8 protein-coding genes are annotated in these 13,172 nt (G+C 49.6%); 7 read left to right on the top strand and 1 reads right to left on the bottom strand.

Annotated features, from left to right (window positions below):
• Positions 1-17: 17 nt before the first annotated feature.
• On the top strand, positions 18-1,415 hold the full coding sequence (gene tilS / locus SHD_RS12215; RefSeq protein ID WP_023267398.1) for a tRNA lysidine(34) synthetase TilS: 1,398 nt from the start codon (positions 18-20) through the stop codon (positions 1,413-1,415).
• A gap of 50 nt (positions 1,416-1,465) precedes the next feature.
• On the opposite strand, the gene dgcS is transcribed toward tilS, so the two are convergent.
• A complete protein-coding gene (gene dgcS / locus SHD_RS12220) occupies positions 1,466-2,356 on the bottom strand; it encodes a diguanylate cyclase DgcS (RefSeq protein ID WP_023267399.1) in 891 nt (296 codons plus the stop codon).
• Positions 2,357-2,528: 172 nt separating this feature from the next.
• Between dgcS and SHD_RS12225 the strand changes: the two genes are divergently transcribed.
• The 6 genes from SHD_RS12225 to cysQ all read left to right on the top strand — a co-directional run bounded on the left by SHD_RS12225 (position 2,529) and on the right by cysQ (position 13,130).
• On the top strand, positions 2,529-4,478 hold the full coding sequence (locus SHD_RS12225; RefSeq protein WP_023267400.1) for a monovalent cation:proton antiporter-2 (CPA2) family protein: 1,950 nt from the start codon (positions 2,529-2,531) through the stop codon (positions 4,476-4,478).
• 266 nt (positions 4,479-4,744) lie between these two features.
• Positions 4,745-6,568, top strand: coding sequence for a DUF885 domain-containing protein (locus tag SHD_RS12230; RefSeq protein WP_023267401.1), 1,824 nt, complete (start codon positions 4,745-4,747; stop codon positions 6,566-6,568).
• A 184-nt stretch (positions 6,569-6,752) separates the two neighbouring features.
• Positions 6,753-9,998: a DEAD/DEAH box helicase gene (locus tag SHD_RS12235; protein WP_039978284.1), complete on the top strand. Its 3,246-nt coding sequence runs from the start codon at positions 6,753-6,755 to the stop codon at positions 9,996-9,998.
• Between the two features lie 87 nt (positions 9,999-10,085).
• Positions 10,086-10,844, top strand: a complete 759-nt coding sequence (locus SHD_RS12240; protein WP_023267403.1) for a phosphatase — start codon at positions 10,086-10,088, stop codon at positions 10,842-10,844.
• A gap of 37 nt (positions 10,845-10,881) precedes the next feature.
• A complete protein-coding gene (locus tag SHD_RS12245) occupies positions 10,882-11,976 on the top strand; it encodes an SDR family oxidoreductase (RefSeq protein WP_039978286.1) in 1,095 nt (364 codons plus the stop codon).
• Positions 11,977-12,335: 359 nt separating this feature from the next.
• Positions 12,336-13,130 (top strand): 3'(2'),5'-bisphosphate nucleotidase CysQ, encoded by a 795-nt coding sequence (gene cysQ / locus SHD_RS12250; protein WP_023267405.1) that lies wholly within the window; start codon positions 12,336-12,338, stop codon positions 13,128-13,130.
• The last annotated feature ends 42 nt before the right edge of the window (positions 13,131-13,172 follow it).

Genomic DNA, 13,172 nt, shown 5'->3' on the forward strand with positions numbered 1-13,172 from the left:
TTTATAGGGTGAGTTGAATGGCGGTGGTGGAACTTTGTGCCCATATAGCGCGATTTTTAGCGAGCTTACCGCTGCAAGCGGGGAGCAAGTTAGTCCTCGCTTATAGCGGCGGCGTCGACTCCGAAGTGCTCGCCTACGGTTTGAGTGAATTCGCCAAACATCACCCCGAGTTTCATTATCAGCTGATTTATGTGCACCATGGCTTGAGCCCTAATGCCGATGCTTGGGCCGAGCACTGCCAAACTCGTGCCGCCAGCTATGGTTTGCCAATCACGGTGGAACGAGTGCAACTTACCCTAGGGCCGAGAGTGAGTGTTGAGGCCGAGGCGCGAAAAATGCGTTATCAGGCGATATTGCAGCACCTTAAGCCTCAGGATGTGCTGCTGACCGCCCACCATGTAGACGACCAGCTCGAGACGATTCTACTCGCCCTCAAACGTGGTCAGGGCCCTAAAGGATTAGCCGCCATGGGGCCTATCCAAATGCTCCCACTCGGCGAGAAGGGAACTTGCCTGCAAGCGCGTCCCTTGCTCGATATTAGCCGTGAGCAGATTGAAGCTTTCGCTCAAACACGGCAGTTAGTGCATATTGAAGATGAAAGTAATCAAGACGATAAATACGATCGTAACTTTTTACGCCTCGAGATTATCCCACGTCTAAAAGCACGTTGGCCCAGTATCGCCACCACCGCAAGTCGCAGCGCCCAGCTTTGCGCCGAGCAGCAGGCCATAGTGGATGCCGAGGTGAGTGAGCGTTTACCTAAGCTGTTAACCGAGGCGCCCTTTACCCAGCAAACCGTGCTTAAGCTTGATGAGCTCTCTACGCAAACCAGCGAATGGCAAGGATTACTGCTGCGGGGCTTTATCGAATCCCAAGGCTTTGGATTGCCTTCCTATGTGCAGCTACAGCAAATTCTGCAGCAGTTAATGGGGGCAAAAGAAGATGCCAAAGTACAGATCCAGATTGGTGACTGTGTGCTGCGCCGCTTTGCCGGCATGCTTTATCTGGATAATGTAAACACCGCATCCGCCGCGCCGCGCATCACTGCACGCGAACTGCATCAAGATATTCTGGCTTTACTGACTCAAGCATCAACAAGGCTTGAAGATAAAATTGCGCCATTTACCTTGGCTACCGCAGGCCCTCGGCTGCGTTTACCCAAGGCGAGTGAGGTGGTGAGCCTGCGTTATCAGCTGCCGGGTCAATTTCGCTGCCAGCCGTATTTTCGTGATAAGGGTCGCGAGCTTAAAAAACTCTGGCAAGAATGCGCTGTGCCGCCATGGTTACGTGCTGATGTGGGGTTCTTGTTTTATAACGAGCGTTTAGTGATGGCACTCGGTCTGTGGGTCGAAAAGGCATTTTGTGCCCAAGGGGATGATGTCGGGCTTAAATTTGATGAACATGCAATCGGATAGCAAAGTGTATTTGCCGTGCTTTATCGAAAGTGAGCAGCATCCATGCTCGATTAAGACAATTGGGCTGGGCTTAACTTGTAGCAATTACGGCCCGAGGCTTTGGCTTGATACAAGGTTTTATCGGCCTGCTCATAGAGTTGTTCGGCTTCCATGGTGTCGTTCGCCTCAGCGGCTCCCAAGCTACTGCTCACGCCAAATTGATGGAAGCTTGCATTAGCATTGGTGGCTGTGACGATACGTTCGCACAGTAAACCCGCCGCATGAATATTCCCTTGTACAATCACCACAAACTCGTCACCACCTATGCGAAAGGCCTGATCTGTACTGCGAATACTGCTGCGGATAGTGTCTCCGAACTCTTTCAAAATATAGTCACCGCATTTGTGGCCATATTTATCGTTAAGCTGCTTAAAATTATCCAAATCCAACACAATAAGTGACACTGCGCCCTGTTTTCTGTGGGCTCTGGCCACCGCATTTATCAGACTTTGAGTGTAATAATGGCGATTGCCAAGGCCGGTGAGGGAATCGAACATCGCCTGCATCGACATCTCTTGATACTGAATGGCATTTAACAAAGGTTGCAGTAGTAGTGGCTCAATTTCTTGCAGCGTAATCTCTTGCGATGGTGTGAGCGGCGTCAGCAGTTGATACTGCAATGTAATTGGCATGCCACCACAGATGAGTTGCCGTTTAAGGCTAATTCCATAACGTTTGCCCCAGCTGAATTTATATTGTGTGGATTGCAGGCGAACGCCTTGAATAGGCAGATGTTGTCCCAACACTTTGCCGTAGCAGGCAAAGACTGTCCGCGGATCTAAGCTAGCGTGCAGTTGCTGAATAACTTGTACCAAATCCAGTGGCGTGGATACAGGACTGTATGCCTCTGTTTGATAGTTAAATTCATCAGGATATAAGGTTGTCGCTAAGCCAAAGTCCATTATGATTACCCCAGCAAAATGAAATGGCGATAAAAACTGTTACCTTGGTTAAGCAATATGTGTGCCGTATTATTTGCTAATAAAATTTGTCTTTATATGTCACTCAGTTAAGCTTAAAGCACCCCTCCCAATTTTTTAACATGCCAGTTATTTGACAGGAGCAAATGTATCTATGGAACATGGTTTCTTGATCCAAATTCTGCTGATGCTGGTCATTGCTATCGTCGCGATTGCCTTGCTACGACGTATCGGTTTACCAGCCATTTTGGCGTATTTATTAACGGGTGTGGTGAGTGGACCCAGTGGGTTCCACTGGTTTACTCAGCAGCAAATGCAATCTGTCGCCGAGCTTGGGGTTGTGCTCTTGATGTTTACCCTAGGGTTAGAATTTTCGGTGCCAAGATTATGGGCGATGCGCAGAACTGTATTTGGTTTAGGTAGCGCGCAGGTTATCGTCACAACAGTACTCACTATGCTGGTTGCGTTGGCCTGTGGCCAGAATTGGATTGAGTCTCTGGTTATCGGCGCGGCAATTGCGCTTTCTTCCACTGCGATTGTGCTCAAGCTACTTAACGAGCAGGGCTGGCTAAGACGCCGCCATGGTGAGTTGTCGGTTAGTGTGTTGTTATTTCAGGATTTAGCTGTCGTTCCTCTACTTATTCTACTGCCTTTACTGGCCCAAAATAATGATGAGCCCTTGATGTTAGCGGCAATCGCCTTGGCGCTGCTGAAGGGGATTCTTGCTTTCTTCTTGCTGATGGCCTTAGGCAAATGGGCCTTACCTCGACTGTTTGATGAGGTGGCGAGATCGCGCTCTAATGAACTCTTTGTACTCTCGACGCTGGTGGTGGCCTTAGTCACGGGGGCTTTTACCCAGTGGTTAGGCTTGTCTATGGCGCTCGGGGCCTTTATGGCGGGAATGCTGCTCGGTGAGAGCCAGTACCGCCGCCAGCTTGAGGCTGATATTCGACCGTTTCGCGATTTACTCATGGGGCTGTTTTTTATCTCCATCGGCATGATGTTAGATTTCGCGCTGGTGATGCAGTTTTGGTGGCAGATTTTACTTATCTTGCTCGCGGTTGTAGGTGGCAAGGCACTGATTATCCATGGCTTATTGCGACTGGTCGGCGAGCCATTTCGGATTGCTATCAGCACGGCTTTGAGTTTGGCGCAGGTAGGTGAATTTAGTTTTGTGGTGTTGGCGCTTGCCGTGAGTTATGGCCTATTGAGTAACGAGACCAGTACTATGCTGGTGATGGTCGCGGTATTGTCTATGAGCCTTGCGCCTTGGTTAGTGCGTCATAGTGTGGATATTGCCAAATGGCTTTTGGGGATCCGCCAGTCGGGGCATGTGGATGAAGTGATTCCGATTGTTACCGACGAACATGATCTAGTGGTGATTTTAGGCTATGGCCGCGTTGGCCAAACTATAGCACGGTTTTTAAAGACAGAAGCCGTGCCCTATTTAGTGCTCGATCTTGACCCCACACGGGTATCTGAGGCGCGCCGGGCAGGGGAGCCGATTTATTTTGGTGATGTGTGTAAGCGGGCGATCCTTAAACAAGTGGGGATTAAACATGCCAAGATGATCGTTATCACTTTCTGTGAATCCCGTAGCTTAGAAGAGGCTTTACCCCTGTGTAAGCAGTTGGCTCCAGAGGCTAAGATTTTAGTCAGAACCCGTGATGATAGTGAACTTGCCATGTTGCAAAAGGCGGGGGCGAATCAAGTGATCCCCGAGACCTTAGAAGGTAGTCTGATGTTAGTCTCACAGGTGTTGCATCAATGCGGTGTACCTTTAGCAAGGATCCTCAAACGATTGGAGTCAGAAAGGCGCAACCATTATCAGTTTTTACACGGCTTCTTTTCGGGGACTGAAACCGACGTTACCTTAGAGTCGCTCCATGCCGTTCTGTTACATCGCAGTGCCTATGCTGTCGGCAAACAAGTGGCGGATATCGATTGGGAACAGTTGCGAGTCGAACTGAGGGCAATCCGCCGCAGCGGCGCCGAAGTTGAACATCCAGAGCAAGATTGGATATTTCGCGCTGGGGATATTTTGCTGATTATGGGTAAGCCCAGAAGGCTTGAGAAAGCTGAGGCCAAGCTGTTGCATGGATAGCTGTATGCTTGCATAGGTACTGATATGACGACTTACAAAAGTAACCACAAACCTAACTTTTAGATGCGCTCGTCGACCCCATTGGGGTAACCGTTAGCTATCTGCTTATTCTGTCAAGTGTTTTACCAGAATGAGGCGTTACGCTGGTAAATACCAATTGCAATGATTCGTTACGTTATAAAATTGTTGCTTAAGTGTGATGGTGATATTCTCGCTGCAAAATTATCTTGGGCATATGGTCCCGACAATGGCTAGGAGCGTGAATATTGAAAACGGTATTAAAACGAATTGGACTTGGCACTCTCGCCATAGTGCTGTTGCTTGGGGCGCTCGCCGCCCATGAATGGTATGCGAAAAAACCATTTTTCTTCCGTGCATTTTTAGATAGAAGTGTGGTCAAAATGGCATTCGAAAGCCCCGAGACCTTAACCTCCTTGGGATTTTTAGAATCCGTTGGCATCACTGGCCACAATGCCTTGCTCGACGATGATAGCCCTGCGGCCATGGATAAAACCTTTACCCAAGTCCGTGCTCTCAGGGATACTTTACTCAGCTACCAAGATACCGACCTAGATGATAATCAGCGCATTTCGAAGGATATCGCACTGTATCTGGCGGATTTTGCCTTGGCATCTGAACCCTATCGCTACCACAATTACCCAGTAAATCAGTTGTTTGGTGTACAAAATGGTTATCCCAGCTTTATGCAGGCACAGCACCAAGTGCACTCGGTTGAAGATGCCGAAAACTACCTATCACGCTTAATTGCGGTGAAGACTAAATTTGGCCAAACCCTTGAAGGACTAAAGCTTCGAGAGGCTAAAGGCATTATTCCGCCTAAGTTTGTGATTGAGCGGGTGCTAACCGAAATGAATGACTTCATTAATGCGCCCGTCGAAGACAATATTCTCTACAGCTCTTTTAAAACTAAGCTTGCCGACACGCAAATCAGTGCTGATGAGCAGGCGCGTTTGCTCGCGCAGGCAAAAGCCAATATCGAGTCCGATGTTAAACCAGCATATCGACTCTTTATCGATTACTTCACGGCATTACAGACTAAAGCTGGCACGAACGATGGTTATTGGGCTTTGCCGAATGGCGATGTGGCCTACGAGCAGTTGCTGAAGTTTTTTACCACCACAAATTACAGCGCCGATGAAATCCATGCCAAGGGATTAGCCGAGGTAAGCCGTATTCAGGACGAAATCATGACGATTTTGGCCGCGCAGGGATACGACACCAGCCAAGGGTTCTCGGTGGCAATCGAAGCGCTGGCCGCCGATCCTAAATTCTATTATGAAGACTCAGATGCGGGCCGGGCGCAGATCTTAGTGGATTACCAAAAAATCCTCGATGAAGTGAATGCGGGCTTAGACAATGCCTTCCGTATTCGCCCTAAAGCGGGAATGGAAGTGGTGCGCATTCCTGAATTTAAAGAGAAAACTGCACCGGGCGCTTATTACCAGCAGCCGGCGATTGACGGTAGTCGTCCGGGGCGTTTCTACGCCAACCTGTTCGATATCAAAGCGACGCCTAAATACGGCATGCGTACCTTGGCTTACCATGAGGGGATCCCTGGGCATCACTTCCAAATCGCGGTGGCGATGGAGCTTGAAGGGCAACCACTGATCCGTAAGATGGCGCCTTTTACGGCTTATATCGAAGGTTGGGCACTCTATTCTGAGCGTTTAGCCTGGGAACTCGGTTTTCAACAAGATCCCTTCGACAATATCGGTCGATTACAGGCGGAGCTGTTTAGGGCGGTGCGTCTGGTTGTCGATACGGGAATTCACCACAGCCGCTGGACGCGTGAGCAAGCCATTGACTATATGAAACAAAACACTGGTATGTCTGACCGTGATGTGACCGCCGAAATCGAGCGTTATATCGTTATGCCCGGCCAAGCGACGGCCTATAAGGTGGGTATGATGAAAATTCTCGAACTGCGGGAAAAAGCCAAACAAGCCCTAGGTGATAAATTCGATTTACGGGATTTTCACGATGTGGTGCTGAAAAATGGTGCGGTTCCCTTAGATATTCTAGAAAAATTAGTTGACCGTTATATCGCCGAAAAACGCAGCCAAGCCTAAGCTTGCGTGAGCTAACGACCCGCAGGCGAGCCCTGCGGGTATGTTATCCGGCTCTCGTATGTGAGTCCTATTCTGGCTTTCGCCATTCGGTTTCAATACAATTCCCCCTTACACGTTGATAAATGCCTTAGACAATCATGGTTTATTGTCCGTCGAGGTATTTTTGAGTTTCAAGGTTTTGCAGATGAATCGCTTGTCCCCCCAAGAGCCAATTCAATTGACTCAAACGGCTATTGAGTCCTTATTCACGCCGCCGACACTAATGCGCGCCCGTGATTATGTGATGCAGGGGAGGGTGTTAAGCGCGAAAGCCAATGCCGATTTTCGCCATATCGAAGGCACCGTCACTGGCACGGAAACCACGCCTTATCGTCAGGATATTCGTCTGGTCAGTGTTAATCATAAACTCGTGATGAATGGCTTTTGTTCCTGCCCTGCTAGCGGCAACTGCAAGCATATGGCCGCGGTACTCTACAGTCTGCTTACGGATAAGACCGTTGAAGATCAACGTATCGCCCAGTGGTTACACCTACTCGATGAAGCCGATGACCCCAATGTGAATGATGTCGAATCCCTCTACGATGACAGGGTGCTGTATATCCTTTCAAAGGACGATAACGGGGTGTTTATCGAGCTGAGACGCGGCAAGCTTGGTAAAAAGGGCGGTTACAACAAGGGCACTAAGATTGCGCTCTCGGACGTGCAATATTATATGCCCGCTTGGATTGGCGCCGAGGATGTGCTGATCTTAAATCTTATTATGTCGACCAGACGCCACGGCGCATCGCGTTTGTATCTTAAGGCGCAGTTAGGTGCCGTAGCGCTTGAGAAAATGCTCGCCACCGAACGCTGCTTCTGGGAAGAGAGCCGCCTCGCATTAACCGCGGGTGAGGCCATTACGCCGCAGTTTCTCTGGCAGGATATCGACAGCGAACACAAGCAAATGCGCCTAGTCTTGCCCGAGCGGGATAACTGGGAGCTAGTGCCGACAGAGCCGCCTTACTATATCGAGCTGGATTATTTTCACATCGGCCTTATCGATACCGACATTAGCGTCGATAAGCTGCGTCTACTCAGCCAAATGCCGCCCGTGCCGAGCACCCAGGTTGAATTGGTGAGCCATAGACTAATCAAGCATTTTTCGGCGCGCACTGTGCCGCCGCCAAGCGCCATCGATTTTGTCGAGCTGAGAGATAAGTTACAGCTTCGGTTGACTCTTAAGGTCGTCCCCGCAGGCACAATGCCTAGTAGCAATCCGTTATCTGCACTGGATACTCGCATCGCCCAGCCGTATCTCGTGCTGGAGTTTGTCTACGGGGATCTCGTCTTAAGTGGCAATGCTGCAAAAGAAGCATTAACCCTGGTGACTCAAGGCGGCACAACCTATCAAATTCACCGCGCGCTTGAAGAAGAGCAGCAAGCCGTGTCCAAACTGCAAACCCTTGGGTTTGGCCGCTTTAGCTTGGAGGGCGCCGCAAATGGGACTTCCCTCTGGAGCTTAGGCAACTTGCCCGATGCGATTCGGGAATGGCTAGCGTTTATCGATGAAGAAGTCCCAAGATTACAAACTCAAGGCATCGAGGTGCGATTTGCCCCAGAGTTTAGCCTTAAGGTGGTCGATACGCCGTTAACGGTTGAGCTGGATGACAGTCAAGAGGGCTGGTTCTCCCTGTCGTTACATGCCGATATCAATGGCCAACGCTTACCTATGTTGCCGCTGGTGGCCACTTGGTTAAAACAACATGGTGAGCCAGCCGATGATGCTGAGCTATTGCTACCCAGCCCCTCTGGCGAGTGGCTAAAAATCAAGGCCAGTGTTATCAAGCCTCTAATGAGCATCATTCAAGAGTTGTTTGAGCAGCATCGTGGCCACAGTATCGCCTTACCTAAGTACCGTGCGCATTTACTCAATGAGTTAGCCGAAAGCGAGATTAGCCTGCTCAATGGTGAAAGGGTACGTCAGCTCGCGACAAAATTAGCCGAATTTAATGGTGTGGTTGCGGTCAGCACGCCGACAGGACTGAATGCGCAGCTGCGCGCTTATCAGCAGCAGGGCTTAAATTGGCTTTGTTTTTTAAAGGAATATCAACTCGGCGGCATCTTAGCCGACGACATGGGGCTTGGGAAAACCATTCAAACCTTGGCATTTCTGTTAAAGCAGCAGGAGGCAAAATCCGTTGGGCAACCAAGACTGCCGAGCCTGATTATTTGCCCAACCAGTTTAGTGGGGAACTGGGCGAAGGAGGCGGCCAAGTTTGCGCCGTCGTTAAGTTTGGCGGTGATCCATGGCGCACAGCGTGGGCCGCTGTTATCGCGATTAAGCGAGTTTGATGTCGTCGTCACTACCTATCCCCTTATGGTGCGGGATTACGATTATTACCAGGCTCAGCCGTTTGAGCATATCGTGCTTGATGAGGCGCAGCAGATTAAAAACGCTCAAGCCAAAGTGAGCCAGCAAATTAAGGCGTTGCAAGCGCCATTTAGACTCTGCCTCACCGGCACCCCCCTTGAGAATCATTTAGGTGAACTCAAGTCATTGATGGATTTTTGTTTACCGGGACTCTTGGGAACAACGGCCTATTTCAATAAGGCGTTTCGCTATCGAATTGAGCGTTATGGCGATGACGAGCAGGCTAAGGTGTTGAGTCAACGTATTGCTCCTTTTGTATTAAGGCGCACCAAGGCAGAGGTGGTGACTGAGCTGCCACCTAAAACCGAGATCTACCAAACCCTAGAGCTTGAGAAAGATCAGCGTAATCTATACGAAAGTATTCGCCTGAGTATGGAGAAAAAAATTCGAGAATTGTTTGCGACTCAAGGTGTGGCGGGCAGCCATATCGAGTTTTTAGATGCCTTGCTCAAATTGCGCCAAGCCTGCTGCGATCCACGATTAGTCAAACTCGAACAGGCGCAAAAGGTTAAGAATAATGCCAAGCTAAACTGGCTGAGCCAAAACCTGCCGGAAATGGTGCAGGAAGGTCGCAAGATTTTAATCTTCAGCCAATTTACCAGTATGTTGCTGTTAATTGAGGAATTGCTGCAATCCCTTGACATCGACTACAGCAAACTGACGGGGCAAACTCGGCTGCGTCAGGGGCAAATTGATAAATTCCAAGAAGGCGATACGCCGGTATTTTTAATCAGTTTAAAGGCTGGCGGTACAGGGCTTAATCTTACCGCGGCGGATACGGTTATCCATTACGATCCTTGGTGGAATCCGGCCGCAGAAAAGCAAGCGACGGACAGGGCACACCGCATTGGCCAAGAAAACCCAGTGTTCGTTTACAAGCTGATTGCCGAAGGCACGGTCGAAGAGAAAATCCAAGAAATGCAGCAGCATAAGCAAGGTTTAGCGGATAGTATTCTCGAAGGAAAGGGCAAAGGCGCGTGGCAAGGCAGTGCCGATGAATTGCTCTCGCTATTCCACTAGCTAAGCCTAAGAAACGTTAACCGACGAATGGTTAACGCATACAGGACACAATAGTCAGAACACAATAGTACAAGACAGAGGTGACCCATGCAGTACCCAGTCGATACCCATACCCATACCGTGGCATCTACCCATGCCTATAGCACTATCCACGATTATTTAGCGGTGGCGAAGCAAAAGGGGATCCGTCTGTTTGCCACCACTGATCATGGCCCGGCGATGGCGGATGCACCGCATTTTTGGCATTTTGTGAATTTACGTGTGCTTCCGCGTATGGTTGATGGCGTGGGGATTTTACGCGGCATCGAGGCCAATATTAAAAACCGCGAAGGTGAAATCGATTACTTTGGCGATTATCTGTCGCAGCTCGATATTGTGTTGGCAGGGTTCCATGAGCCGGTATTTCCGCCCTCGGATAAGGCTACTCATACCGAGGCGATGATTAATGCCATTAAAAGTGGCAAGGTCGATATTATTACCCACCCGGGTAATCCTGCTTATCCCATTGATATTGAAGCTGTCGTCACCGCTGCCGCCGAATATGGTGTAGCGCTTGAAATCAATAATTCCTCCTTTGAAGTCTCTCGCAAGGGCAGCGAAGCTAACTGCACCGCGATTGCCAAAGCGGCAAAAGAATTGGGTGCCACTTTAGTGATGGGCTCGGATTCCCATGTGGCTTTTAGTCTTGGCGGTTTTGACCGTGCCTTAAGTATTATTGAAGCGGTTGATTATCCTAAGGATAAGCTGCTTAATCGCTCACCGATGGCACTGCTTAACTTCTTAACTCAGCGGGGGCATAAAAGCGTTGCCGATTTAATGCCGCTGTTTAGCGACGATATCGCTTGAGGCGCCGACGTTAAGAATGCGAAAGGATAACAAGGCGATGTATGCACCTAATGGCGAGCCAGAATCGACAGTAACAGTATTGTTAACTGGCGCAGATAGCCAACTGTCTAAGGCTCTAATACGAGTGCTTGCCAAGGCGGCTTATCGATTCGATGGCCGCACCTTTCGTGTGCACGCGCTTAGCCATGCCCAGTTAGATATTGGTGATAAACAGAGCGTTGCCGCCGCCTTTGCCCACGTTAAACCTGACTGGGTGATTAACTGCGCCGCCTACAATGCGGTCGATAGGGCGGAAACTGCGGCCGATGAAGCTTTTCGTGTCAATAGCCTTGGGCCTGAGTTATTGGCAAGCGAATGTGCGCTTACGGGCGCGCGTTTGGTGCATATCTCCAGCGATTATGTCTTTAGTGGCGAGCCAGCGGAGGCTGCTGAACTGGCGTTAAATCAGAACGGCTTAACCGATAGCTGTTTAAGTAATAGTGGCTTAACTGAAAGCGGCTTAATTGAACGCGGGTTAACCGAAAGCGCCACACCTAGGCCCTTGTCTGTCTATGGCCAGAGTAAACTCGCGGGGGAGCAAGCGGTGCTGCGTATCCTAGCTGAACGCGCGATGGTTATTCGCACCGCATGGCTTTACGGTGTCGATGGACATAATTTTGTGAAAACCATGCTGAGGTTGATGGCCACTGCGCCCTATGGCCAGCCGCTCTCAGTGATAAACGACCAAATAGGTTCGCCGACATGGGCAGATGCACTCGCGCATCTTATTTGGCAGTTGATTGCGAGTCCGTTAAACGATAGTGGCGGACCCAAACTATTCCATTATGCTGGGCAGGGGCAATGCAGTTGGTATGAATTTGCCCTCGAAATCCAGCGCCAAGCCTTGGCACTGAAGTTATTAGATAAAGCGGTGCCGATTACTGCTATAGATAGCCTAAGTTATGCGGCAAAAGCGCTTGAGAAAGGCAATAAACTGGCACCAAGACCCAGTTACAGCGCGTTAAATAGCGATAAAGTTCGCCAGCGCTTAACTGGGCAAAATCCGGCATTAACCCATTGCCCCGAGCTGTGGCGTGACTGGCGGTGGCAGCTAAAGGCCATGCTTGAAGATTATGCCGCAAAAGGCCTTTAGCCATTATCTCTAACCATAAGTGGTTGTGAATGATGTTCAGATCTTTTGAATACAAGATAAGTTGTATGCCCGAAGCACTCCATCCAAGCTACTGATTTATTTCTCCAACCTGTTTTATTTTCTAGGCTGTGAATACGAATGCAGCCTAGGCAATGACTCTTTTCAGCGTATCCGGCTTGGCTTAGACTCGACTTATTTAGCATTTATGCCTGTGGCCTAAGCCTTGCGCCTGAGTGAATTCGTCAGTGCCTTAGTCGATTTTGCTCGATATATGATGAATTTGTTCTTAATTATCAATTGCTGCCGATGGCATAATGCCGAAAAGCAAATCGAATACAGGTGGCTAAGTGACAGATAATATGGCGATGGCAGCGCATTTTTCGAAGGCCGATTTACTACGGGTGGTAAAGATTGCCCATGCGGCAGGCGACGCCATCATGGCGATTTATGCCCAAGAGGATTTTGCCGTTACGCAAAAGCGTGATGAGAGCCCTGTGACTGCGGCCGATTTGGCGGCTCACAAAGTTATCTTAGCCCAGCTTACCGAGCAATTTGCGGGTATTCCCGTAATGTCGGAAGAAGCGGCGGATATCGCTTGGGATGAACGTCGGCACTGGCAGACCTATTGGCTGATTGACCCTTTGGATGGCACTAAGGAATTTATTAAGCGAAATGGTGAGTTTACCGTCAATATTGCGCTTATCCATCAAGGTGTGGCTATTGCTGGTGTGGTTTATGCGCCCGTACTCAAAACTGTCTATTTGGGCGCCAAACACTTAGGCGCTTGGCGACAAGACGGGCAGCAAGAGCAAGTGCTACTGGGTTGTAATACGCTAAGACAAGTGCCGATTGTGGTGGGCAGTCGTTCGCACTTAAGCCCTGATGTGGCGGACTATTTAAAGGATTTCGGTCAACATGAAATGTTAAGCGTGGGCAGCTCGCTGAAGTTTTGTATGTTGGCAGAGGGCAAGGCCGATCTCTACCCAAGATTAGGGCCAACAAGCGAATGGGACACGGCAGCCGCGCAGGCCGTGTTGGAAAGTGCAGGCGGCAAAGTTGTGTGTTATGACTCAGGTTTACCCTTAACCTACAATCAAAAACCTGACATATTAAACCCTTATTTTATTGCCACGGCGCCAGGCTGGGCAGAATAACGAACAATGCCAAGGGCGTCTGCATTGACGCCTTGGTCGAAT

Source organism: Shewanella decolorationis S12, from assembly GCF_000485795.1.
Classification (GTDB): Bacteria; Pseudomonadota; Gammaproteobacteria; order Enterobacterales; family Shewanellaceae; genus Shewanella; species Shewanella decolorationis.